The organism is Streptomyces sp. SID5464 (assembly GCF_009862985.1).
GTDB classification, from domain to species: Bacteria; Actinomycetota; Actinomycetes; order Streptomycetales; family Streptomycetaceae; genus Streptomyces; species Streptomyces chartreusis_D.
The window spans coordinates 14,492-39,023 of record NZ_WWIQ01000072.1; the positions used below are offsets into that span (position 1 = coordinate 14,492).

17 protein-coding genes and 1 pseudogene are annotated in these 24,532 nt (G+C 73.0%); 9 read left to right on the forward strand and 9 right to left on the reverse strand.

Features of this window, described 5'->3' with window-relative positions; all coding sequences use genetic code 11:
- Window positions 1-285: 285 nt before the first annotated feature.
- The 6 genes from GTY47_RS33885 to GTY47_RS33905 form a co-directional block, all read right to left on the reverse strand.
- Window positions 286-1,089 (reverse strand): methyltransferase type 11, encoded by an 804-nt coding sequence (locus GTY47_RS33885; protein ID WP_010040487.1) that lies wholly within the window; start codon window positions 1,087-1,089, stop codon window positions 286-288.
- The gene (gene rfbD / locus GTY47_RS33890; protein WP_010040489.1) at window positions 1,076-1,963 is read right to left on the reverse strand and encodes a dTDP-4-dehydrorhamnose reductase; all 888 of its coding nucleotides are present in this window, start codon (window positions 1,961-1,963) and stop codon (window positions 1,076-1,078) included. Before rfbD ends, GTY47_RS33885 begins: the two co-directional genes overlap by 14 nt.
- Complete coding sequence (gene rfbB / locus GTY47_RS33895; RefSeq protein WP_010040492.1) at window positions 1,960-2,940, reverse strand: dTDP-glucose 4,6-dehydratase; 981 nt, start codon at window positions 2,938-2,940, stop codon at window positions 1,960-1,962. Before rfbB ends, rfbD begins: the two co-directional genes overlap by 4 nt.
- A complete protein-coding gene (locus GTY47_RS33900; protein ID WP_010040494.1) occupies window positions 2,937-4,004 on the reverse strand; it encodes a glucose-1-phosphate thymidylyltransferase in 1,068 nt (355 codons plus the stop codon). Before GTY47_RS33900 ends, rfbB begins: the two co-directional genes overlap by 4 nt.
- A 104-nt stretch (window positions 4,005-4,108) precedes the next feature.
- Window positions 4,109-4,291: a hypothetical protein gene (locus GTY47_RS40510; protein ID WP_010040496.1), complete on the reverse strand. Its 183-nt coding sequence runs from the start codon at window positions 4,289-4,291 to the stop codon at window positions 4,109-4,111.
- Between the two features lie 180 nt (window positions 4,292-4,471).
- Window positions 4,472-4,891, reverse strand: a complete 420-nt coding sequence (locus GTY47_RS33905; RefSeq protein WP_010040498.1) for a CBS domain-containing protein — start codon at window positions 4,889-4,891, stop codon at window positions 4,472-4,474.
- Between the two features lie 167 nt (window positions 4,892-5,058).
- On the opposite strand from GTY47_RS33905, the gene GTY47_RS33910 reads away from it, so the two are divergent.
- Entirely contained in the window at window positions 5,059-6,426 is a 1,368-nt protein-coding gene (locus GTY47_RS33910; protein WP_102514930.1) for an MATE family efflux transporter, read from the forward strand.
- Window positions 6,427-6,443: 17 nt separating this feature from the next.
- On the opposite strand, the gene GTY47_RS33915 is transcribed toward GTY47_RS33910, so the two are convergent.
- Window positions 6,444-8,894, reverse strand: coding sequence for a SpoIIE family protein phosphatase (locus GTY47_RS33915; RefSeq protein WP_010040502.1), 2,451 nt, complete (start codon window positions 8,892-8,894; stop codon window positions 6,444-6,446).
- Window positions 8,895-9,080: 186 nt separating this feature from the next.
- Here GTY47_RS33915 and lanKC point away from each other — a divergent pair, with 186 nt between their 5' ends.
- From lanKC to GTY47_RS33935, 4 genes are all read left to right on the forward strand, one after another.
- On the forward strand, window positions 9,081-11,741 hold the full coding sequence (gene lanKC, locus GTY47_RS33920) for a class III lanthionine synthetase LanKC (protein WP_010040503.1): 2,661 nt from the start codon (window positions 9,081-9,083) through the stop codon (window positions 11,739-11,741).
- Between the two features lie 32 nt (window positions 11,742-11,773).
- On the forward strand, window positions 11,774-11,890 hold the full coding sequence (locus GTY47_RS33925) for a SapB/AmfS family lanthipeptide (RefSeq protein WP_010040504.1): 117 nt from the start codon (window positions 11,774-11,776) through the stop codon (window positions 11,888-11,890).
- An 85-nt stretch (window positions 11,891-11,975) separates the two neighbouring features.
- Window positions 11,976-13,727 (forward strand): ABC transporter ATP-binding protein, encoded by a 1,752-nt coding sequence (locus tag GTY47_RS33930; RefSeq protein WP_010040505.1) that lies wholly within the window; start codon window positions 11,976-11,978, stop codon window positions 13,725-13,727.
- A complete protein-coding gene (locus GTY47_RS33935; protein ID WP_010040507.1) occupies window positions 13,724-15,877 on the forward strand; it encodes an ATP-binding cassette domain-containing protein in 2,154 nt (717 codons plus the stop codon). Before GTY47_RS33930 ends, GTY47_RS33935 begins: the two co-directional genes overlap by 4 nt.
- Here GTY47_RS33935 and GTY47_RS33940 read toward each other — a convergent pair.
- Window positions 15,800-16,486 (reverse strand): annotated as a pseudogene (locus tag GTY47_RS33940) (response regulator transcription factor); the annotation flags it as partial. The gene GTY47_RS33935 and the pseudogene GTY47_RS33940 overlap by 78 nt on opposite strands.
- A gap of 164 nt (window positions 16,487-16,650) precedes the next feature.
- Here GTY47_RS33940 and GTY47_RS33945 point away from each other — a divergent pair.
- Window positions 16,651-18,798, forward strand: coding sequence for a SpoIIE family protein phosphatase (locus tag GTY47_RS33945; protein ID WP_029181215.1), 2,148 nt, complete (start codon window positions 16,651-16,653; stop codon window positions 18,796-18,798).
- A gap of 226 nt (window positions 18,799-19,024) precedes the next feature.
- Here GTY47_RS33945 and GTY47_RS33950 read toward each other — a convergent pair whose 3' ends face one another.
- Window positions 19,025-20,428: a S1 family peptidase gene (locus GTY47_RS33950; protein ID WP_029181216.1), complete on the reverse strand. Its 1,404-nt coding sequence runs from the start codon at window positions 20,426-20,428 to the stop codon at window positions 19,025-19,027.
- 743 nt (window positions 20,429-21,171) lie between these two features.
- Here GTY47_RS33950 and GTY47_RS33955 point away from each other — a divergent pair.
- The 3 genes from GTY47_RS33955 (at window position 21,172) to GTY47_RS33965 (ending at window position 24,532) form a co-directional block, all read left to right on the forward strand.
- Complete coding sequence (locus GTY47_RS33955; protein WP_010040515.1) at window positions 21,172-21,387, forward strand: hypothetical protein; 216 nt, start codon at window positions 21,172-21,174, stop codon at window positions 21,385-21,387.
- Between the two features lie 116 nt (window positions 21,388-21,503).
- Complete coding sequence (locus GTY47_RS33960; RefSeq protein ID WP_010040517.1) at window positions 21,504-22,310, forward strand: HlyD family efflux transporter periplasmic adaptor subunit; 807 nt, start codon at window positions 21,504-21,506, stop codon at window positions 22,308-22,310.
- Entirely contained in the window at window positions 22,307-24,532 is a 2,226-nt protein-coding gene (locus tag GTY47_RS33965) for an NHLP family bacteriocin export ABC transporter peptidase/permease/ATPase subunit (protein WP_010040519.1), read from the forward strand. Before GTY47_RS33960 ends, GTY47_RS33965 begins: the two co-directional genes overlap by 4 nt.

Sequence of the window (24,532 nt, forward strand, 5' to 3'; positions counted from 1 at the left end):
GACACGCCGTACGACCGGCTGCCCAACGCCCCGCGCGGCGCACGCGACGCACGCCGTACGGCCAGGCCGCCCGGCGCACACATCACGGGGATCGAGGCCCGTGCAACGCCCCGACACCCGCAGGCCCGTCCGCGCAGCGCAGGCGACACGCCGGAGGCTGCGAGGGCGCGGAGCCCGGCGCGGCAGCCGGTCGGCAGAGGGCTGACTCGGGAGACTCACCTCGGCGCGCAGGGCGTCAAGCAGTCGGCGCCGGCCGCCGCCGGGCAGCGGCCGGTGCCGGAGGGCTCAGCGGCTGACGCCCACCTGTTCCAGGGCCTTGCGCAGGGGCTCCCAGCCGACGGAGCGGGGCAGGCCGCGGTTGCGGGCGTGGGTGAGGGGGCGCCAGAAGCCGGCTTCCAGGAGGGTCTCGGGGCGTACCGCACCGGCCCGCTCCAGGATCGCCTCGGGGACCTTCTGGGGGTCGGGGACCTTGTACTCGGCCATGATCTCGTCGTACTTGTCGTGCAGGACCCGGTTGTTCGGGTCCGCGCCGAAGACGACGAGCTGGCCGGTGGGGGCGGTGTCCACCTGCACCGTGACCAGGTCGGGGCGGTAGCGCGCCAGCACCTCGGTGATCTTGTAGACGTCACCGGTCCAGGCGTTGGTGTGCCGGTCCCGGGCCGCCTCGTCGATGCTGCGCGGCAGCATGTCGTCGAGGACGATCACGCTGGCCCAGTCCGAGTACTTCTCGACGTTCATGAAGTCGCGCAGCGCGAACTCGAACAGGTGCATGCCGTCGATGAACGACAGGTCCAGCGTCGTGCGGCGCCAGTAGCCGATCGGGCTGCGGCCGCGGCGCAGGTTGCGCAGCGGGTGACGGCCGCCCTTGAGGTGCTGGAGCGGATTGTCACGCGCGAAGAAGTCGTCGCTGGTGGCCTTCACCAGGTGGACGTCGCACCTCAGCTCCGAGACCACCTTGAAGGCGGGGTCGATCGCGATGCTGGGGACGCGGGACAGCGTCAGGCTGCGCCCGTCGTTGACGCCGATCTCCAGGTAGTTGCGATTGGCGCTGACCTTGTGCAGTTCCCGGAGGAACTCATGGCGTTTCACGAGGGAGACCTTCCTTGCGGATGCGGGGCAGTGCTTCGTGCAGGGCGGAGCGCCAGTCGCGCGGCAGCGGCAGGCCGATCTCCTGCCACCGGCGGTGCGCGAGGGCGCTGTACGCCGGGCGGGGCGCGGGCCGGGGGAAAGCCGCGCTGGTGGTGGGGCGCACCCGGTCCGGGTCGGCGCCGACGAGGGCGAACACCTCGCGGGCCAGCTCGTACCAGGTGGCCTCGCCGGAATTGGTGGCGTGGAAGACGCCGTGCGCGTCCGGGCCGAGCCGTACGCCGAGGTCGGCGATCCGCTCGGCGACGTCCGCGCTCCACGTGGGCTGCCCGCGCTGGTCGTCGACGACGTCGAGGGTGTCGCGGCGGGCTTCCAGACCGATCATGGTCCGCACGAAGTTAGCGCCGTGGACCCCGTAGAGCCAAGCCGTGCGCACGACCGCGCTCGCCCCGGGCAGTTCCTCCAGCACGGCGCGCTCCCCGGCCAGCTTGGTGCGGCCGTAGGCGGTGCGCGGGCCCGTCGGATGATCCTCCGGATAGGGGGTCGTTCGGGCCTCGCCGGAGAAGACGTAATCCGTGGAGACGTGGATCATGCGGGCGCCGTGCGCGGCACAGGCCCGGGCCAGCAGTCGCGGTCCGTCGCCGTTGATCTCCAGGGCGCGGGCCTCGTCGCTCTCGGCGTCGTCGACGGCCGTGTAGGCGGCACAGTTCACGACCAGGTCGGGCCGGTGGTCGCGCACAGCCGTCTCGACGGTGCCGGGCCGGGTGATGTCCAGGGCCGCCCGGTCCAGGCCCACCACCTCCTCGCCGCGCCGCGTGAGCTCCTCGACCACGTCGTGGCCGAGCATTCCGCCCGCCCCGGTGATCAGCCACCTCATGCCCGCTCCTGGGCGACGCGCTGCTTCAGGGGCTCCCACCAGGCACGGTTGTCGCGGTACCAGGCGACGGTCTCGGCGAGGCCGGTGGTGAAGTCGTGGCGGGGACGGTAGCCGAGTTCGTCGCGGGCCTTGGACCAGTCGACGGAGTAGCGCAGGTCGTGGCCCTTGCGGTCCTCCACGTACTCCACCCGGTCCCAGTCCGCGCCGCAGGCGTCGAGGAGCAGCCCGGTGAGCTCCTTGTTGGTGAGCTCGGTGCCGCCGCCGATGTTGTAGACCTCGCCGGGCCGGCCCTTGGTACGGACGAGGTCGATGCCCAGGCAGTGGTCGTCCACGTGCAGCCAGTCGCGGACGTTGCGGCCCTCGCCGTACAGCGGCACCTTGTGGCCGTCGAGGAGGTTGGTGACGAACAGCGGGACGATCTTCTCGGGGAACTGGTGCGGGCCGTAGTTGTTGGAGCACCGTGTGACACGCACGTCCAGGCCGTGGGTGCGGTGGTAGGCCAGGGCGAGCAGGTCGGAGGAGGCCTTGGAGGCCGAGTACGGGGAGTTCGGTTGCAGCGGGTGGTCCTCCGGCCACGAGCCGGTGTCGATGGAGCCGTAGACCTCGTCGGTGGAGACGTGCACGAAGGGGCCCACGCCGTGGCGCAGGGCGGCGTCCAGCAGGGTCTGGGTGCCCAGCACGTTGGTGCGGACGAAGTCGGCCGCGCCGGTGATCGAGCGGTCCACGTGGGACTCGGCGGCGAAGTGCACGACCTGGTCCGCGTCGGCCATGAGCTTGTCGACCAGTTCGGCGTCGCAGATGTCGCCCTGCACGAACTCCAGCCGGGGATGGGTCAGTTCGAGGTTGTCGAGGGTGCCGGCGTAGGTGAGCTTGTCCAGCACGGTGATGCGCGGCGCGGCGGGTGCGTCCTGGGCGAGAGCTGCGCGGACGTAGCGGGAGCCGATGAACCCGGCGGCGCCGGTGACGAGGAGGTTCATGAAGTGATCTGCACCTTGCTGTGATCTCCGAGGACGAGGCGGTGGGCGCTGGGGACGCTGGGGGCCGGCGTCACCTCGACGTGCCGGCCGATCAGCGAGGACTCGATCCGGCCCACGCCCTGGATCGAGGAGTCCCGCAGCACGATGGAGAACTCGACTTCACTGTCGGTGACCCGGCAGTTCTCCGCGATGGAGGTGAAGGGACCCACGTAGGAGTTGCGGATGACCGTTCCGGAACCGATGACGGCGGGGCCGACGATGCGCGAGTCGATGATCCGCGCGCCCTCCTCCACCACCACGCGCCCGATGGTCTCCGACGCCGCGTCCACCTCGCCGTCGATCCGCCGGTCCATGCCCTCCAGAACCATGCGGTTCACCTCGAGCATGTCGCCGACGTTGCCGGTGTCCTTCCAGTAGCCCGTGATGACCGTGCAGCGCACGTCGGCGCGCGAGTCGATCAGGTGCTGGATGGCGTGGGTGATCTCCAGTTCGCCGCGCCAGGACGGTTCGATGGCGCGTACCGCGTCGTGGATCAGGGGGGTGAACAGGTAGACGCCGACCAGGGCGAGATCGCTCTTGGGCCGGTCGGGCTTCTCCTCCAGGCCGATGACCTGGCCGGAGGGGTCGAGTTCGGCGACACCGAAGGCGCGTGGGTCGGCCACGCGGGTGAGCAGGATCTGGGCGTCGGGCCGGTTGCTGCGGAACTCGTCGACGAGTCCGGTGATGCCGCCGACGATGAAGTTGTCGCCGAGGTACATCACGAAGTCGTCGTCACCGAGGTAGTCCCGGGCGATCAGCACCGCGTGGGCCAGCCCCAGGGGCCGCTCCTGGGGTATGTAGGTGACCTTGAGGCCGAACTGCGACCCGTCACCCACCGCTTCCTCGATCTCCGCGGCCGTGTCCCCGACGATCATGCCCACGTCGGTGATGCCGGCCTCGGCGATCGACTCCAACCCGTAGAAGAGCACAGCCTTGTTGGCCACTGGCACCAGTTGCTTGGCCGACGTGTGCGTGATCGGCCTCAGTCTTGTTCCTGCGCCGCCGGACAGCACGAGAGCCTTCATTCGGCTCACCTTAGTCGTGATCCGGCGGATGTGAACATCACTTCTTTTGGTTGCCGACGCGCGGAGTTACGCGCATCGTCACCGCGCGGCCTCCTGGGGAGCGGTCAGTCCTCGCCCCTGACGATGTTCCAGTCCGGCTCGGAGCGCGCGGTCCGGGTGGTGGCCCGGTCCTCCACGGCGGGGAGGCAGGTCCGCAGCGCGGCCTTTCCGCGCAGGCGGCGTGCCTTCAACCAGCCGGTCTCGGGCCGACGGACGAGGGGCTTGTCACTGGTCTCCATGGTCGTCACGACTCATCATCTTCCTTCTGCATCCGCTGCTGTTCGAGTCCCCATGAACAAACCGAACAAACCCGGGTCGTGACGTCTCGGCCGGTCTCTGAAGTCCCGCGCGCCTCGGGACTGTTGTGCGCACCGTACGACGGTCCCGCGCACCGTGCGTGCGCGGGACCGTCCGCTCGGGTGCTGTCGTCAGGTGTTGGGACGCGCGGCGCTGATGTCGCCCAGCGCCGAGTCCGGGTCGCGCTCCATGGCCATGTCGCCCAGGGAGACGATGCCCACGGGGTGGCCGTGGTCGACGACCGGGATACGGCGCACGGAGTGCTCACGCATGAGCTCCACCGCGTGACCGAGGTCCTCGTCGGGGCTGACGGTGACCAGGTCGTCACTGCACGCGTCGGCCACGCTGGTCCGCTCCGGGTCGCCGCCCCGGCTGATCGACCGGACCACCAGGTCACGGTCGGTGACCACACCGCGCAGATTGTCGCCGTCCGTCACCAGGACGACGCCGAGGTCCTCGTCGCGCATGATGCGGGCCACCTCTGCGACGGAGGTCTGCGGCTCGACCGTGGCCGGATCGCTGGTCATGATGTCGCGGACATGCTGAGCCATGACGTTCCTCTTCCTTCGGCTCGTTGCGGGTTCTCCGTCCTGCCCGCTCCGGGTACCCCACGGGAACACCTGATCACCCGGGCCGGCGGCCTGTCCCGCGGCGGCACACTGTCGACGCACGCGAGATGGTTTCCGCGAATCTCTTCCAAATGAAGGGCGCCCAGAGGATGTCCAGGAAAACGACACCAGCGAAGCAGACAGCTCAGCAACGGGAAAGCGTCGTCAGACGCATCGCGGGCGCGGCTCTCCCCCTCTACCTGACGATGATCGCCTCGTCCGCGGGAGCGCTCGTGGACACGGCGGTGCTCGGGCAGCACACCACGTCGTCGCTCGCCGCCTTCACCGTCGCCATGGCCGTGTTCACGCCGTCCACCGCGGCGGTGAACGGCGTGATGCGTGGTGTCATGCCGTTCGTCGCCGCCCATGACGACGACCCGGACGCGCTGTTGCCGACCGTGAGGAACGGAACGTGGCTCGCGATGGTGGTGGGCGCCGTCGCGGCCGTCGCGGTGCTCGGTGTTCCGTTGCTGGGCGCGTGGACAGGAGTGCCCCGCGAGGTGCTCGACGAGCTGGGCTGGTTCCCGGCGCTCCTGGCGTGCAGCCTGGTGTGCACCGCGCTCGCCTCGTCCGCCACCTCGGTTCTCGTGGGTCTCGGACGCGGGAAGCTCGTGATGCGGGCGGGGCTGTGGGGCACGGGCACGGCGGTGCTGCTGTCGCTGCTGCTCGTACCGGGTGCCGGTCCGCTTCCCTCGCTCGGGCTCGTCGGAGCGGGGGTGGCCATCCTCGCCTCCAACATCATCACCGCGGGGGTCGCCCAGTTGTCGCTGCACCGCTCGACGGTGCTGGCGGGCCACTCGCTGAACCCGGGCAGGCCGGTGCCCCGGGAGATGCTGGCGCTCGCCAAGGTGGGTGTTCCCCTCGCCGGGACGGTGCTGATCAAGTTCGCCGTACTGGGAGTTCTGGGGTTCGCCGCCGCGCGGCTCGGCGCGGAGACGGCGGCGGTGCACAGCATCTGCATCTCCCTCGCCAACCTCGTCTTCACCGCCGCCGTGGCGATAGGACAGGCGACGGTCCCCACGGTCGCCGGCCATGTGCGCGACGGCGACGTCCAGGGGGTCCGGCGTGGAGTCATGGCGGGACTACAGGTGGCCGTGGTGGCGATCGGCACCCTGGGGGCCGTGATCGCCGTGCTCCACGACCTGATCATCCCCGTCTTCACCGACGACCAGCGGTTGCAGGAACGGGTGGCGGGCATGCTGGCGATCCTGCTCGTCGTCGTCATGGCCGACGCGGTGCAGGCGGTGTGCGGTTTCGGGCTCATCAGCATCCGGCGCACGATGCCGAGTCTGGTGACGTTCGCGGTGTGCTACGGCGTGCTCTCGCTGGTCTCCGTCCCCACCGCTGACGTCGGAGGGCTGACGGGTCTGTGGCTCGCCCTCGCGGGCGCCAACCTGTTGCTGATCCTGGGTCAGGCCCTGTCCTTCCAACGGCACAGCGGGCGGCTGCGGCCCGCTTCCGCAACGCCGGCCGGGTAGCCCCTGCTTCTGACGGCTCATCGCCCGAGTGCGACCTCCGCCCACACCTGCTTGCCGCCGCTGACCGGCAGAGTCCCCCACGTCGCCGACAGGGCCTCGACGAGGAGGATGCCCCGGCCGCCCGTGGCCTCCCAGCCGATGCTGGTCGGCCGGACCGGGCTGCGCGGGGAGGCGTCGGCGATGGCGACGCGCAGGCGGTTGTTGATGAGCGTGAGGTCCATGCGGACCCGGCCGTCGGTGTGGACGAGGGCGTTGGTGACGAGTTCGGAGACGACGAGGAGGACGGCGTCGATGTCCTCGGTGACGCCCCAGGTGCGCAGGGTGCGCCGGGCGAAGCGGCGGGCGTGCCCGACGGCCTGCGGGACGCGCCACACCGTCCAGCTCTCCCGCAGCGGGCGCAGGTCCATGCCGTCGTAGCGCATGAGGAGCAGGGCGACGTCGTCACTGCGCGGGGCGTTGCCGAGGAGGGCGTCGGCGACGAACCCCAGGTCGGCGGGGGCGGCTCCGGCCAGCCGGCCGGCGAGGCGGTCCATGCCCTCGTCGATGTCGGTGCCGGGCGTCTCGACGAGGCCGTCCGTGGCCAGGGCGATCACGGTGCCGGGCGGGAGGCGCAGCGGGCTCATGGGGAAGTCGGCCTGGGTGATCACCCCGAGGGGCGGGCCGCCCTCGGCCTCCGCGATCTCGGTCCGGCCGTCCGGGTACCGCAGCACCGGCGGCAGGTGCCCGGCGCGCACGCACCAGGCGGAGCCCTCCTCCAGGTCGACGTCGACGTAGGCGCAGGTGGCGAAGAGGTCGCTCTCCATGTCCATGAGCAGCCGGTTGGCGTGCCCCACCACCACGTCGGGCGGGTGCCCCTCGACGGCGTAGGCGCGCAGGGCGGTGCGCATCTGGCCCATGAGGGTGGCGGCGCCCGCGCTGTGCCCCTGGACGTCGCCGATGACCAGGGCGACGTGGTGGTCGGGCAGCGGGATGACGTCGTACCAGTCGCCGCCGAGTTCGAGCCCTGCCGTGCTGGGCAGGTAGCGGGCGACGGCCACCGCGCCGGGCAGCCGGGGCAGGCGGCGCGGCAGCAGCTGGCGCTGGAGCATGCCGACGAGTTCGTGTTCGGCGTCGAAGGCCCGGGCCCGCACCAGCGCCTGTCCGGCCAGGCCGGCGCAGGCGGTGAGCAGGGCGCGTTCGTCGGTGCCGAAGTCGTGCGGGGCGTCCCAGCCGATCAGGCAGGCCCCCGCCATGCGGTTCCCGGCGGGCAGCGGCAGGACGGCGAGGCCGCCGGGGCCGACCTCGGCCAGGGCGCGTTCCAGGGTACTGCCGGCGGGCCAGATCCGGGCCCGGCCCTCGCGCAGGGCAGCGGAGAGGGTGGGCATGGCGCGCACGGGCGCGTCGGGCCACTCGCTGCGCCACTCCCTGCGCCACAGCTCGGGCCAGGCCTCGGGTTCGGGCGGGTCGAGGACGGTGACGACGAGCCGGTCGCTCTCCAGCTCGGCGAGGGCGATCCGGTCGGCCCTGAGCGGCCTGCGCAGGGCGGCGACCACGGCGTTTCCGACGTCGCGGACGGTGACGGCGGTGGCCAGCGCGGTGGCCAGGCGCTGGACGCGGGCCACGTCGGTGACGTCGGAGCGCAGCGTGGAGGCGTCGGCGACGGTTCCCACGAGCCGCGCCGGGTGGCCCTCGCCACCGGGCAGGAGACGCCCGGTCAGCCGGAGCCACTTCGGCGGCCCGGTGGGCTGGAGCACGCGGAACTCCAGCTCCCGGTCGCCGATGGACATGTGGTCCGCCTCCACGACGGACATCAGCGAGGGCAGGTCCTCGGGCACGGTCAGGCCGAGCAGGGTCTCGACGCGGCCGTCGAACTCCACGGGGTCCAGGCCGAAGAGGTCCAGCAGATCGTCGCCGACCCGGACGCGGCCGGTGTCCATGGCGAGGCTGAAGGCGCCCGGCGGCAGCTCACCGCCCTCGGCCGGAGCGGCCGGGGCGGTGAAGGCGACCGCCTCGGAGACGAGTTCCAGGCACTTGCGGTCGTCGGTGTCGAACCCGGCGGGGCGCTCGCTCACGGCCAGCAGGCAGCCGCCGCCGTTGCCGTGCACGGGCAGGGCCACCAGATGGAAGTCCCGGGACGGCACACGCCGCGCCTGGGCGTGCTCGGCGAGTTCCGCCGGGCTCAGCGACACCGGCCGTCCGCCGCGGTGGGCCTCGGCGGCCGGGGAGCGCCCGGCGCGCGGGTAACTGTCGCGCAGCCCGTACAGCGTCCTGGGTGCGCCGGCCGACTCGACGAGGGAGAGCAGTTCGCCGTCCTGACTGGGCGTGTACACGGCGACGAACGCGGCACCGGCGAAGACGAGTGCCTGTTCGAGAGCACGGTGCACCCGTTCGGGTGACTCCTGATCGACCGCGATCGCTTTGAGGGCACCTTCGGCACGCAGCGTTCGCGTTCCGCGCTCTTCGGCGCCCTCACTGACCACGTTGGCCATTACAGCGCTTATGAGACACCTGCGCAGCCCCTGTGAGCGTTCCGTGGAGCCGAGCCGGAACGGGCGCTCGAAAGCCACCGAACATGTCTTTACCCATGCGTTCCGCACGGTGTTCTCGTGACAGGCGTGACTGTCCGGGCCCGTGGCGTGGCTGGAAGGCTCGGTGCCCGTCACGGAGGGGGACGCATGGACAAGCGGTACGAGGTGTACGCGCTCGCCGACCGGCACTTCTACGAGACGCCGGACCGGCTGGCGCACAGCGGGCAGGATGCCGCGCAGGGGACGGCGGCCCACCTCTACGAGACGGCCCGCCGGCCGGTGCCCGAGGGCTGGGAGGCGGCACGGATCGGCGACTGGCTGACGATGACGCCGCTCGGTCCGGACGGCGAGCCGGCGCAGGGCCCGGCGCAGGGCTGGAAGATCCACGCCTCGGCGACCCGGGCGAACGCGGAGCGGATCGCCGGGATCGTGTGGGACTACTGCGTCGAGCGGCGGATCCCCTTCAAGTTCGTGCCGGGCCCGCACCTGCTGCACCTGCGCAACACCAAGTACGCGCCGCGCGACGGCAGCGGCAAGTTCGTCACCGTCTATCCGGCCGGCGAGGAGCAGCTGCACGAGGTGCTGCGCGAGCTGGGGGCGCTGCTGGAGGGGTTCGAGGGGCCGTACATCCTGACCGACCTGCGGTGGGGCGAGGGTCCGCTGTACGTCCGGTACGGCGCCTTCGCGCGCTCCTTCGTCGTGGACGAGCGGGGCGCGCTGGTGCCGGCCGTGCGGGACGGTGCGGGGCGGCTGGTGCCGGACCGGCGGACGCCGTCCTTCCAGGTGCCGGACTGGGTGACGCTGCCGGAGTTCCTCAAGCCCCATCTGGACGCGCGCAACAACACGACGACGGGCGACCTGCCCTACCGCATCGAGAAGGCGCTGCACTTCTCCAACGGCGGCGGTGTGTACGCGGGCACCGACACGCGCGACGGGCGCAGGGTCGTGCTGAAGGAGGGCCGGCCGCACGCTGGGCTCGCCTCGGACGGCGCCGACGCGATCGCCCGGCTGGAGCGGGAGAAGCGGGCGCTGGAGCAGGTCGCGGGCACGGGCGTGGTGCCGGAGGTGCGCGACTGGTTCGAGCTCGGCGGCCACCGATTCCTGGTGATGGACTTCCTCGAGGGCCGCCCGCTCAATTCCTTCTTCGCCGAGCGGCATCCGCTGCTCGCCCAGGATCCCGAGCCGGAGGCCGTCGCCGCGTACACGGCGTGGGCGCTGCGCATCCACCGCAAGGTGGAGGAGGCCGTGGCGGCGGTGCACGCGCGCGGCATCGTCTTCAACGACCTGCACGTCTTCAACATCATGGTCGCGCCGGACGAGGAGACGGTCTTCCTCCTCGACTTCGAGGCCGCGGCCCCGGCCGGGGAGAACGGCCGCCAGGTCGTCGCCCACCCGGGCTTCTTCGCGCCGCCGGACCGCCGGGGCGCCGACGTCGACCGCTATGCGCTGGCCTGTCTGCGGCTGGCCCTGTTCCTGCCCGTGACCACGCTGTTCGTGGTCGACCGCGGCAAGGCGGCACATCTGGCCGAGGTGATCGCGGAGGAGTTCCCGGACGTGCCGCGGGAGTTTCTCGACGAGGCGGTCACGGAGATCACGCGGGAGGTGTCCGGCCGTACGGTGGCCGCTCCGTCCTCTCCGGTGGACCCGGGCGACTGGCCGTACAGCCGCGACTCCATGGTCAAGGCGATCCTCGCCTCGGCCACCCCGGAGCGCGACGACCGGCTCTTCCCGGGCGATGTCGCCCAGTTCTCCGACGGCGGCGGGCTGGGGATCGCCCACGGCGCGGCCGGGGTGCTGTACGCGCTGGACGCGATCGGCGCCGAGCGGTACGAGGAGGGCGAGCGCTGGCTGCTGGCCCGGACGGCGCCGGCCCCGGTCGGCACGCCGCTCGGCCTGTACGACGGTCTCGCGGGCGTCGCCCTGGTCCTGGACCGGCTCGGGCACCGGCAGCGGGCGCTGGACCTGGTCGAGGGCATCCTCGCGGAGCGCTGGCAGAACCTCTCCTCCGACCTGCACGGCGGACTGGCCGGACTGGGCCTCGTCCTGGGCCACCTGGCGCACACCACCGGGGAAGCGGTGCTGCGCGAGCGGGCCGACGAGGCCGCCCGGATCCTGCTGCGACGGCTCGCCGAGCCGCTCCCCGCCACGCCCCGGCCGCGCGCCGGACTGCTGCGGGGCGCGACCGGCCCCGCACTGCTCATGCTGCGGCAGTACGAGTGGACCGGCCGGGCCGAATGGCTGGAGGCGGCGGCCGTGGCGCTGCGCCGGGACCTGGAGTCCTGTGCGACCCGCGAGGGCGGTGCGCTGGAGGTCGACGAGGGCTGGCGGACCCTGCCCTACCTCGGCGACGGCAGCGCGGGAATCGGCATGGTCCTCGACGACCTCGTGGGCCACGCCCCGCACCTGGCCGGGGAGTTCGGGCCGGCCCGCTCCGGTGTGCTCACGGCGGCCACCTCACGCTTCTACGCGCAGCCCGGGTTGTTCCAGGGCCGCGCCGGAATGATCCTGCACCTCAGCCGCACGACCACGCCGGGCGCGACCGCGGACCGGCTGGCCGGGCAGATCGCCGGACTGGGCTGGTTCGCGATGGCCTACGAGGGCCAACTCGCCTTCCCCGGCCACCAGATGATGCGGCTGTCCATGGACCTCGCCACCGGAACGGCAGGGTGCCTGCTGGCGCTCGGCGCGGCCCTCGACCCGGCGACCGACACCCACCTGCCGTTCCTCCCGCCGCCGCACCGGCGGCCCCCCCTATACGCGGCTCCGCGATCCGGCGGAGTCGTGACACCACCCCGTCCCCACGGATGACCACGGACGGACACTCAACGGAAGGACACACCATGGCACTTCTCGACCTCCAGACGATCGAGTCCGAGGAGCGGACGGACGGCGGCGGCGCCAGCACGGTCAGCCTGCTCTCGTGCATCAGCGCGGCGAGCGTCCTGCTCTGCCTCTGACCGGCGTCCGCGTCACGGCTCCGGGCGGTCTTCTCCCTTCGGGGAGGGGCCGCCCGGGGTCCGTCCCGTCCCGCGAAAGGCCCGTATGACCCCGCGTGGTGACGACGACCCGGCGACCGGACACGCCCGCACGCTGCTGCGTACGGCCACCCGGTGCAGCGGGGCCCGCTGTGCGGCGCTGTGCCTGGTGAGCACGGCCGCGACCGGTGCCGGACTGCTGCTGCCGACCGTGCTGGGCCGGGCGCTCGATCTGCTGCTGGCGCGGGACCCGGCGACCCGCTGGGTGCTGTACTGCGCCGGCCTCGTGCTGCTGCTCGCCCTGCTGGACGCGGCCCAGACCGTCCTGACCGGCACCGTCGACGCCCGCAGCACCGCGTGGCTGCGCCGCCGGCTGACCGGGCACGTGCTGGGCGTCGGCCCGCGGGCCGCCGACCGCTTCGGATCCGGTGACCTCGTCGCGCGCCTGGTGGGCAACGCCGCCGAGGCGGGGACCACTCCGGCGGCCCGTGCGGCGCTGCTCGCCGCCCTCGCCGGTCCCGTCGGTGGTGTGGTCGCGCTCGGCCTGATCGACTGGCGGCTCGCGGCGGTCTTCCTCGCCGGGGCGCCCGTTCTGACGTTCCTGCTGCGTGCGGTGGCCCGGGACACCACGGAGAGCGCTACGCGTTACCAGCGGGCCCAGGGCCGGATCGCCGCCGCGCTGGCCGAGGCCGTCGAGGGCTTCCGTACCGTCCGGGCGGCGGGTACGGAGGGCCGGGAGACGGCCCGTGTGCTGCGGCCGCTGCCCGGCCTGTCCGAGGCCGGGCACCGCATGTGGCGGGTGCAGGGGCGCGCCGCCGCACAGGCCGTCGCGGTGGCCCCGCTGCTCCAGCTCGCGGTCGTCGCCGTGGCCGGTGTGCTGCTGACCCGGGACCGGCTGTCGGTGGGCGAGGTGCTCGCGGCCTCGCGGTACGCGGTGCTCGCGACGGGCGTCGGCGTCCTGGTCGGCCGGCTCGCGGGCCTGGCCCGGGCCCGGGCGGCGGCCCGGCGCCTCGGCGAGATCCTCGCCGAGCCGGCCACCGGGTTCGGCGCACGGCGACTGCCCGAGGGGCCCGGGCGGCTGGAGCTGCGCGGCGTGACGGCCCGGCGCGGCGGACGCACCGTGCTCGACGGAGTGGACCTCGTCGTACCGGGCGGCACGACCCTGGCCGTGGTGGGCCGGTCGGGCGCGGGCAAGTCGCTGCTGGCCGCGCTCGCCGGGCGGCTGGCCGACCCGGACGCGGGCGAGGTGCTCCTCGACGGGGTGCCGTTGCGCGAACTGCCGCACGACGACCTGCGGTGCGCCGTCGGATACGCCTTCGCCCGCCCGGCCCTCCTCGGCGGCACGGTCGAGCAGGCGATCGGACTCGGCCTGGCGTCCCCCTCCCCCGACCGCATCCGCGAGGCGGCCCGCGCCGCCCTCGCCGACGACTTCGTCCGCCGCCTCCCCGACGGATACGACACGGCCGTCGCCGACGCCCCCCGCTCCGGCGGCGAGTCCCAACGGCTGGGTCTCGCCCGGGCGTTCGCGCACGGCGGCCGGCTGCTGATCCTCGACGACGCCCTCTCCAGCCTGGACACGGTGACGGAACGCCACATCACCGACGCCCTGCTCGGCGACGGCCCGGGCACCACGCGGCTCCTGGTCGCCCACCGCGGCGCCACGGCCGCGTGCGCCGACGCGGTGGCCTGGCTCGACGGAGGGCGGGTGCGGGCGGTGGGGCGGCACGAGGAGCTGTGGCGGCTCGCGGAGTACCGGGCGGTGTTCGGGGAGGGGGCCGAACCGGCGCAGGCCGGGGCCGGAAGCGAGGCAGAGGCATGACGGACGGCCCCGTACACACCGACGGTGGCACGCCCCCGCCCGTTGCGGGCGGACTGCCCGCGCGGGGCCTGCGGTTCCTGCTGGCCCGGTGGCGGGTCCTGCTGCGGCTCGCTGCCTGGTCGGTACTGGAGACCGGGCAGACCTTCCTCATCGGGTACGGGCCCGCCCGCGCCCTGGACGAGGGGTTCCTGCGGGGGCGGCCGGGTGTCGGGCTGGCCTGGCTGGCGGTGGCCGGGCTCGGTGTCCTGGTCGGGGCGTACGGGACCGCGCGCGTGTACGCCGCCGTCGCCCAGCTGGTCGAACCGTTCCGGGACCGGCTCGTGGAGCGGGTGGTGTCCCGAGGGGTGCGGACGGGTGACGCGGGCTCCCTGTCCGGGCTCACCCAGCAGGTGGAGATCGCGCGGGACACCTTCGCCGGGCTGGTCATGGTCTCCCGTTCCTTCGTGTTCACCGCCGCCGGTGCCCTGGCCGGGCTCTTCGCGCTCGCCCCGCCGCTCCTGCTCGTCGTCGGGCCGCCCCTGGCCGCAGGGGTGGCGCTGTTCGCGGCGACACTGCGGCCGCTCGCCCGGCGGCAGGAGGCGTTCCTCGTCGCCGACGAGGCCCTCGCGGGACACCTGGGCACCGTCTGCCCGGGCCTGCGGGACATCACGGCGACCGGCGCCGAGGCGCACATCGCCGCCGGCACCGGCGAACGGGTCGAGGCGGAACTGCGGGCGGCGCGTGCCCTGGCCCACTGGGGCGTGCCCCGTGTGGCGTCCCTGGCGCTCGGCGGCCAGCTGCCGATCGTGCTGCTGCTCGCCACCGCCCCGTGGCTCCTGGCCCACGGCGTCACCCCGGGCGCCCTGGTCGGCGCCCTCGCCTACGTCACCCAGTCCCTGCTGCCCGCCCTGCGCAACCTGATCCACGGCCTGGGCACCAGCGGCTCCCGCCTGACGGTGGTGCTGCGCAGGCTGACCTCGGCGGACCCCGCCGAGACCGAGGGCACGGGCGGCGGCGGAACGCGGCCGAAGGCGGACCGGCGGCCCGGGGACACGACGGAGCGGCGCACGGGCCCCCGCCCCGCTCCCGGCCTCTGCGCCGACGGGCCCCGCGGCGCGCTCCCGGGAGCGGTACGGGCCGCCGGCGGCACACCCCCCTCGCGCGCCGCCGACGACAGCGGCACACCCCGTACACCCCACACGCCCCCTGCCCCCGACGACAACGGCACACCCCGCACGCCCCCCGCAGCGGCCCGGACCCACCCCGTCGGCCACTCACCGACCCCCACTCCCCCCGCCCTGTCCCTCTCGTGCGTCACCTTCTCCTACGGCCCCGCCGGTACCCCCGTCGTCGACGGGCTCGACCTCACTCTCCCGGCCGGCTCGCACCTGGCCGTCGTCGGGCCCAGTGGGGCCGGCAAGTCCACGCTCACCGCGCTCGTGGCCGGGCTCCTCACGCCGGACCGGGGCACCATCACTGTGGGCGGACATCCCGTGCCCGGGCCGGAGGCGGCCGCCGGGCGGGTGCTCATCCCGCAGGAGGCCTACGTCTTCGGCGGCACCCTGGCCGAGAACCTCGTGTACCTGCGTCCGGACCCGGTGCCCGAGGAGGAACTGCGGGCCGCCGCCGAGGCGGTCGGGCTCGCCCCGCTGGCCGACCGGCTCGGCGGCCTCGGCGCCCGGGTCGATCCGGCCGCCCTGTCGGCCGGCGAACGGCAGCTGGTCGCGCTGGCCCGCGCCTACCTGTCGTACGCCCCGCTCGCCCTGCTCGACGAGGCGACCTGCCATCTGGACGCCGAGACGGAGGAGCGCGCCGAGCAGGCCTTCGCCGCGCGGCCGGGCGGGACCCTGGTGGTCGTCGCCCACCGCATCAGCTCGGCCCGCCGCGCCGGACGCGTACTCGTCATGGACGGCCGGAGCACGGCCTGCGGCGGTCACGAGGAGCTGATGCGGTCCTCGGCGCTGTACCGGGACCTCGTCGGGGGCTGGACGCCCGTGCCCGCCCGGTGGTCAGAGCCAGCCCTGTCCCTGCGAGATGCGGATCGCGTCGATGCGGTTGCGGGCCCCGGTCTTGCGGGTGATGGCCGCCATGTAGTTCCGCACGGTCCCGTGGGACAGGTGCAGGCTCCCGGCGATCTCCGCGATGGAGGCTCCCTCGGCCGCGAGGGATAACACGCTCAGCTCTCTTCGGGTCAGCGGCATCTCGGCCGCCTTGAGGAAACCGAAGCCCAGTGAGTCGTTGACGAAACGTTCCCCCTCGGCGACCCGGCGGATCCCGCGCAGCAGGTTCTGCGGCGAACCCTCCTTGTCGACGTAGCCGAGCGCCCCCGCCTCGACCGCCCGTTTCAGCAGTCCGGGTCTGTTCGCAGTGGCGAGCACCAGCAAGCGCGGGCGCGTCCGGTCCGGGCCCGGGCGGCACAGTTCGCCCAGCGGAGGGATGCCGTAGGAGTTCGCGCACTCCAGGTCCGCGGCGCACACGTCCGGTCGCACGGACGGCAGCACTCCGGGCGCGCCGCGCCACGATGTGTCGTACACCGCGAGATCGGGCTCGCCCCGCAGCCACTCCGCCAGCACCGATCGCACCAGACACTCGTCGTGCACCAGAAGCACCCGGATCACTGCCACCCCCTCGGCTCGCCGTACGCCACGTCGTCGTGTTGAGCGCGTGCCCCATTGTTCGCGACCGTGACCCTGCGTGGGCGCGAAGAACCGGCCATCAGGGTGCGTGGGGGCGCACGTGCGGCGCCCGTACCCCCGGCCGCGCTTCGACTTCGGCGGCATGGGCCACGGCGGTCGGGGTATGCGGGCGCCGTCAGACGGGCCGCGCGCCTGTGACCGACGGTAACCAGGACCGTCCCCCGTGCCGCTCGTCGTGCGCGACGGCCCGCCAGGGAGGACATTTGTTCCTGAGTCCGGTCGCGCGGCCGTGCGAGGAGGTGGTCGGCGTGTCCGACGGGCAGTCGTCCGCGCAGGCGCCGGCAGCCGCCAGGACGCCGGTCGGCCGTCCCCTGCTGTCCCTGGCGCTGGCCTCGATGATGGACGAGGTGCACGCCCACTCCGGCGCGGTCTACCTGCTGGCGCAGGACCAGCCGGTGCTGGAGATGGCGGTGATGGCGGGGCTGCCCCGGGCGTTCGCGGCGCCCTGGGAGCGGGTGGGGCTGAGCGCGCCGATCCCCGTCGCCGACGCGGCGCGCGAGCGGCGGCTGGTGTGGGTCGGCGGCGAGGAGGAGATGGCCCGCCGCTATCCGCGGATCGCCATGGTGCTGCCCTATCCGTTCGCCCTGGCCGCGGTGCCGGTGGCCACCGAGTCCACCGTGTACGGCGCGGTGTTCGTGACCTGGCCGGGCGGGCATCCCCAGGAGCTCTCCGACCGGGAACGCGAGCATCTGACCGCGGCCTGCGGACGGCTGGCGGTCCGGCTGGAGCGGGCCGCCGAGCACAGCATCCCGCCGCACCCCGAGACGGATCTGGTCGCCTCCCCCCTGGTGGGCGGGATGGCCGGCACGCTCGGCACGGTCGAGGCGGCCCGGATGGTGAGCCGGCTGCCGTACGGGCTGGTCTCGCTGGATCTGCACGGGCGGATCGGCTTCGTCAACGCGGCGGCGGCCGAGCTGCTGAACGTCCCGGTCAGCCGGCTGCTCGGCACGCAGCTGTGGGCGTCGGTGCCGTGGCTCAACGACCCGGTGTACGAGGACCGTTACCGGGCGGCGCTGATGAGCCAGCACACCGCCTCGTTCGTGGCACTGCGCCCGCCCGGCGAGTGGCTGTCGTTCCGGCTGTATCCGAGCACGACGGGCCTCAGCGTCCGGATCACCAGGGCCCGCGCCGTGGCGGAGATGAACCGGACCGCGCCGCCGCCCGACGGGACGCCGACCCGGCTGGTCACCATCACGCAGGTGCTGAACCTGGCCAGTGCGCTCACCGAGGCGGTGGGGGTGCAGGACGTGGTGCAGCTGGTCGCGGACGAGATCGCCCCGGCGGTGGGCAGCCAGGCCCTGGTGCTGCTGGGTTCGCGGGCCAACCGGCTGCGGGTGCTCGGGCATCGCGGATACCGGGACGCGGCCGTGGTGGAGCGGTTCGACGGGATGCCGCTGACCGAACCGACCCCGGGCACACAGGTGCTGCGGACGGGCGTGCCCGCCTTCTTCGAGTCGCAGGAACAGCTGGAGCGCCTCTACCCGGCGCGGGGCGCGACGCCCGACGGGTTCGCGGCCTGGGCGTATCTGCCGCTGATCGCCCAGAGCCGGCCGGTGGGGACGTGCGTGCTCTCCTACACCGAGCCGCACCCCTTCCCGACGGAGGAACGGGCGGTGATGACCAGTCTGGCCGGGCTGATCGCCCAGGCGCTGGAGCGGGCGCTGCTGTACGACGCCAAGCACCGGCTCGCGCACGGCCTCCAGGAGGCGCTGCTGCCGCACTCCCTGCCGTCGCTGCCCGGCATCGAGGCGGCCGCCCGCTATGTGCCGGCCACGCAGGGCATGGACATCGGCGGCGACTTCTACGACCTGGTGCGCACCCAGGGCATGGCGGCGGCGGTGATCGGGGACGTGCAGGGCCACAACGTCACGGCGGCCGGTCTGATGGGGCAGGTCCGCACCGCGGTGCGCGCGTACACGGCCGTGGGCCAGGCGCCCGAGGAGGTCATGCGCAGCACCAACCGGCTGCTGCTGGACCTGGGGGCCGACCTGTTCGCCAGCTGTCTGTACCTGCGGCTCGACCCCGCGCACGGCCGGGCCGTGATGTCCCGGGCGGGTCATCCGCCTCCGCTGCTGAGACGCCCGGACGGGCGGGTGCGCGTGCTCGACCTGGCCGGCGGCCCGCTGCTGGGCATCGACGCCTCCGCGGTGTACCCGACGACGGAGGTCGCCCTCGCCCCCGGCTCGCTGCTCGTTCTCTACACCGACGGGCTGGTCGAGTCCCCCGGCACCGACTTCGAGGAGGCCCTCGCGGGCCTGGGCCGTCGCCTGGCCGACGCCGGGGACCAGCCGTTGGACGAACTGGCCGACAGCCTCGTCCGCCCGGAGCACCACCGCGGGGACGGGGAGGAACGGCTCGACGACATCGCCCTGTTGCTGCTCCGCGCCGTCGGATAGGGGCCCGACGGGGCGGTACGGGGCGACCCACCCGGTCGGGCCCCGCTGACACGCGGACGGGCCGGCCCTCCCGCCGGAGGGCCGGCCCGGTCCACCGCCGACCGGAACCGCACGACCGCGGCTCGGGCCGGCCGGTGGCTGGGAACGCCGGTGGGCCGGCCCGGTCCCGCCAGGAAGGGGGCGGAACCGGGCCGGCAGCGTCGGACCGGCTGCCGACGTCCTGGGGTCAGCGGGACTCGGTCAGACCGGAGTCGTCCTCGACCCCCTGGCCCGTGTCCTGACCGGCGCCCGCACCTGCTCCGGCGCCCGCTTCCTCGCCGCCGGCCTGCTCACCGGCACCGGCACCCGCGCCGGCCTCTTCACCGGCACCGGCTTCCTGGCCCGCACCCGCGCCGGCCTCGCCGCCGGCTCCGGCCTCCTCACCGGCGCCCGCTTCCTCACCGGCACCGGCACCGGCGTCCTGGCCCGCACCGGCGTCCTCGCCGGCACCGGCCCCTTCACCCGCGCCGCCGCCCGCGCCGAGGGTCGCGCCGACCGCCTCCAGGGCGGTGGTCACCGGCTGGAAGAACGTCTCGCCGCCGACCGTGCAGTCGCCGCTGCCGCCCGAGGTCAGGCCGATCGCGAGACCGTCCTGGGTGAACAGCGAGCCGCCGCTGTCGCCGGGCTCGGCACAGACGTTGGTCTGGATGAGGCCCGTGACCGTGCCCTCCGGGTAGTTCACCGTGGCGTCGAGGCCGAGGACCTGGCCGTCGTTGAGCCCGGTGGTGCTGCCCATCCGGAAGACCTCCTGGCCGACGGTCGCCTCCGCGGCCTCGGTGATCTGGACGGTCTGGTCTCCGGTGTTGACCTCGCTGGGCGCCTCGGTCGCCGGGTCGTCGTACTTCACGAGCGCGAAGTCGCCGTCGCCGGGGAAGGTCGACTGGTCGACGGTGGCGATCGGCTGGCCGCCCTGCGTGTCCGACCACTCGTTGCCGCCGAGGGTGCAGTGACCGGCCGTCAGGAAGGCCGGCGAGCCGTCGCCCGCGGTGACGTTGAAGCCGAGGGAGCAGCGCGAGCCGCCCGCGAAGATGGCGTCACCGCCCGAGACGAACGGCTTGAAGGTGCCCGCGGACTTCTTGATGGTCGCCATGCCGGAGCCGAGGCTCTGCACGGTGGACTCCAGTCTGTCCCACTTGGCACCGGTCACGGTGCTGTCGGCCGTCACCAGGAGCTTGTTGGTGACCGGGTCGATCGACCACGAGGTGCCCGCGATGGTCGCGTCCGACTTCAGGGTCTGCGCCCCGCTCTGGAGCTCCGACCAGCTGTTGTCGACCTCGCGGACCTTCGCGCCCGCCGCCTTCGCCTGCACGATCACGTTGTTGTTGTCGCCCGGTACGACGTTGACCACGAGCTGCTGGCTGTCGCTGTCGTAATAGGAGCCGCCGAACGCTTCACCGAGTAGCCCGGAGAGCTGCGAGGCGAGATCCGAGGCGTCGCCCGCCTTCAGGGTCTTCGGCGCGGCCGCCGCGTCGTCGGACGAACCGTCCTGCGAGGCGTTGGCGTTGGGGAGCAGGATCGCGGCCGCGCCGAGCGCCACCACGCTGCCCGCCGCTATCGCGGCCTTGCGCTTCGGAATTCGCTTGTGACTCAAACTTCTCTCCTCCTGGGGGACGGAGTAGGTGCCGCCGTCCGGCAGCTTTGGGGGGCGCCTGGATGGCTGTTGGTACGCACGGGCCGTCCGGGGCGTTCAATTCCGTTTGCAAGTGATCCGTTCGCATCGCGGAATCAGCCAACTCCCGCCGACCGAGCACCGGCCGCACGGTCTGCGACCGTCCTGGTCACAGCGGCACGCCGGAACAGGTGACGTGCGTCGGCCCCCGGCCGCCCATGGCCGGATGACGGCGTGTCAGCCACAGGGTTCATGACGACTCGCCGAACCAACACGATCCGTATCCGACTGGAAACGATCTGTTGTGATCGTCGAGTCGAATCCCACCTTCAGCGAATCTGCACACCGAATGCTCAACCCGGTCACCGAGTCGAGGATTGACCACGCGCCCGCCGCGTCGGTCACGCCTTTGGGGCGGGAGTGCCGGATTCGCCGCTCCACGGGACAAGGGGTCGGATGAGCCGATGCCGTGCCGCATGTGAAGAACTCGCCACCAAGGCGTGCACATACCTGCACGCTTCGGTGCGGCGGGGGCGCAAGTTGCCTGGTGAGACGGCTGGTTGATTGGAAGCGCGCGCCCGCAGCGTGCTTTGATCCATCGCACCGCGGGGGCCGCACAGGGCACTCGGAAACGAGAGTCCGGCACTCGCGGTCGCGGCCGTCATCTGTCCCCAGAGGGGGCCGCTCCCCCCTTGTGAGATATCCATACGAAGGGAAGTTCCACCATGAACTCCACCCCCCAGGTTGAGACCGTCGAGATCGCCGACGCCGAGCTCGACGCCGTTTCCGGCGGCCTGTCCGTGAACGCCGTGAACACCGTCACCGACACGGTCGACAGCATCGCCCCGGTCTCCGGCCTGGTGAACACCGCTGTCGGCACCGTCGAGGGTGTCACCGGCCTGAACACGGCCCCGGTCACCAACCTGGTCTCCGGCCTCTGATCGAGCCCCAGTGCCGTTGACTCCCGGAGCCGCAGCCGGCGGTTCCGGGATCTTCGGGTGCCGTAACAGCCTCTGCTGCGGCCGTAAGAACCTCTTCTACGGGTGAGGGAAGTTCCTTGCAGTTCCGCCAACAGGCCCTCGCCAAGCTTCAGTCACCGGAGGAACTCGACCTTCCGGTGCGTTTCGCCCGCCCGCAGGGCTGGCTCGTGCTCTCGGTGACGGTCGTCGCGATGGCGGCCGCCTCGGTGTGGGCGGTGACCGGCTCGGTGACCTCCACCGTCAGCGCACCCGCCATCCTCACGCACGGGCAGGGCAGTTATCTCCTCCAGAGCCCCGTCGCGGGCCAGGTCACCGCGGTGCTCGCGAAGCAGGGCGAGACGTTGCCGGCCGACTCCCCCGTTCTCAAGGTCCGTACGCCCAAGGGCGAAGCCGTCGTCCGCACGCTCGACGCGGGCCGTGTCTCCGCGCTCGCCGCGACCGTCGGGCAGATCATCCAGACCGGCGCGAACGTCGCCGCCGTCGAGAAGGTCGCCCACACCAAGGACCCGCTGTACGCGACGGTCTACGTCCCCGCCGAGAACGCCGCCTCGATCCCCGACGACGCCGCCGTCGACCTGACCGTGCAGTCGGTGCCGACGCAGGAGTACGGCGTGCTGCGCGGCCATGTGAAGTCGGTGGACCGCTCGGCCCAGTCGCCGCAGCAGATCGCCGCGTTCCTCGGGGACAGCCAGCTGGGCGAGCAGTTCACGAAGAAGGGCAGGCCGGTGGCCGTGACGGTCCGGCTGGACAAGTCGTCCGCCACGAAGAGCGGGTACAAGTGGTCGTCCGCGGACGGGCCGCCGTTCAAGCTGACCTCCATGACGCTGGCCTCGGGGTCGATCCGGCTGGCCGACCAGCGTCCCGTCGACTGGCTGCTGCCGTGACCGCGACCGCACCGGACACCCGGGGCCGGCGCCGCGCCGCCCCGCCCAAGCGCAAGGTGCCCAAGGCCGGGGCGAAGACCGTCCGCACGCCCACCGTGCTCCAGATGGAGGCCGTGGAGTGCGGCGCCGCCTCCCTGGCGATGGTGCTCGGCCACTACGGCAAGCACGTCCCGCTGGAGGAGTTGCGTATCGCCTGCGGCGTCTCCCGCGACGGCTCGCGCGCCAGCAATCTCCTCAAGGCGGCCCGCAGTTACGGCCTGACGGCCAAGGGCATGCAGATGGACCTGGCCGCCCTCGCCGAGGTGAAGTCGCCGGCCATCCTGTTCTGGGAGTTCAACCACTACGTCGTCTACGACGGCATGGGCCGCCGGTTCGGCCGCCGTGGCGTCTACATCAACGACCCCGGCAAGGGCCGCCGCTTCGTCCCCATGGAGGACTTCGACGGCAGCTTCACCGGTGTCGTGCTGGTCATGGAACCCGGCGAGGACTTCGCCCGGGGCGGCCGCAAGCCGGGCGTCCTGGGCGCGATGCCCGCCCGGCTGCGCGGGACCGCGGGCACGATGCCCGCCGCCGTCCTGGCGAGCCTGTTGCTGGTGGCGGTCGGCGCGGCGGTGCCCGCGCTCAGCCGCACCTACATCGACGAGTTCCTGATCGGGAACCAGACCTCGCTGCTGGGCGTGCTGTTCGCGTCGATGGCGGCGTGCGTGCTGCTCACGGTCGTGCTCACCTGGCTCCAGCAGGCCAACCTGCTGCGCGGCCGCATCATCTCCTCGACCCTCTCCAGCGCCCGCTTCCTGCGCCATCTGCTGCGGCTGCCGGTGACGTTCTTCTCCCAGCGCAGCCCCGCCGACCTGGTGCAGCGGCTGCAGTCCAACGACGCGGTCGCCGAGACCCTGTCCCGCGACCTCGCGGCGGCGGGCGTGGACGCGGTCGTCGTCGTCCTGTACGCGGTGCTGCTGTACACCTACGACCCGCAGCTGACGTTCGTCGGCATCGGCGTGGCGCTGCTGAACATCGTGGCCATGCGGGTCGTCATCCGGCTGCGCGCCACGCGCACGGCGAAGCTGCGCGCCGACACGGCCCGGCTCACCAACACCGCCTACACCGGCCTTCAGCTGATCGAGACGATGAAGGCGACCGGCGGCGAGGACGGCTACTTCCGCAAGTGGGCCGGGCAGCACGCCACCACGCTGGAGGAGCAGCAACGACTCGGCGTGCCGAGCGCCTGGCTGGGCGTGGTCGCGCCGACGCTGGCCACCCTCAACAGCGCGCTGATCCTCTGGATCGGCGGCATGCGGGCGGTCGAGGGCCACATCTCGGTCGGTCTGCTGGTCGCCTTCCAGGCCCTGGTCACCCGCTTCACGGCCCCGCTGACCCGGCTCAACGGCGTCGCGGGCCGCATCCAGGACTTCGCGGCCGACGTGGCGCGGCTGAAGGACGTGGAGAACTTCAAGGCCGATCCGCTCTACGGCCGCCCCGAGTCCGGCGAGTCGACGCGCCGCCTCCAGGGCCATGTCGAGCTGGAGAACATCACCTTCGGCTACAGCCCGCTCGACAAGCCCCTGCTCACCGGCTTCGACCTGACGGTCGGCCCCGGGCGGCAGGTCGCGCTGGTCGGCGGGTCCGGCAGCGGCAAGTCCACGGTGTCCCGGCTGATCTCCGGCCTGTACGCGCCGTGGGAGGGCGTGATCCGCATCGACGGACAGCGCATCGAGGACATCCCGCGCGGGGCGCTGGCCGCCTCCGTCTCCTTCGTCGACCAGGACGTGTTCCTCTTCGAGGGCACGGTCCGCGACAACGTGGCGCTGTGGGACCCGTCGATCCCGGACGAGGCGGTGGAGGACGCGCTGCGCGACGCCGCCCTGTACGACGTGATCACGCGGCGTCCGGGCGGCATCCACAGCAAGGTCGAGCAGGACGGGCGCAACTTCTCCGGCGGGCAGCGCCAGCGCCTGGAGATCGCGCGGGCGCTGGTGCGCCGGCCGAGCATCCTGGTGCTCGACGAGGTGACCAGCGCGCTGGACGCGGAGACCGAGCTGGTCGTGATGGACAACCTGCGCAGGCGCGGCTGTGCCTGTGTGGTGATCGCGCACCGGCTCAGCACCGTCCGCGACAGCGACGAGATCGTCGTCCTCCAGCACGGCACGATCGTGGAGCGGGGACGGCACGAGGAACTGGTGGCGCGCGGCGGAGCGTACGCGGCACTGGTCAGGGAGCGGTGA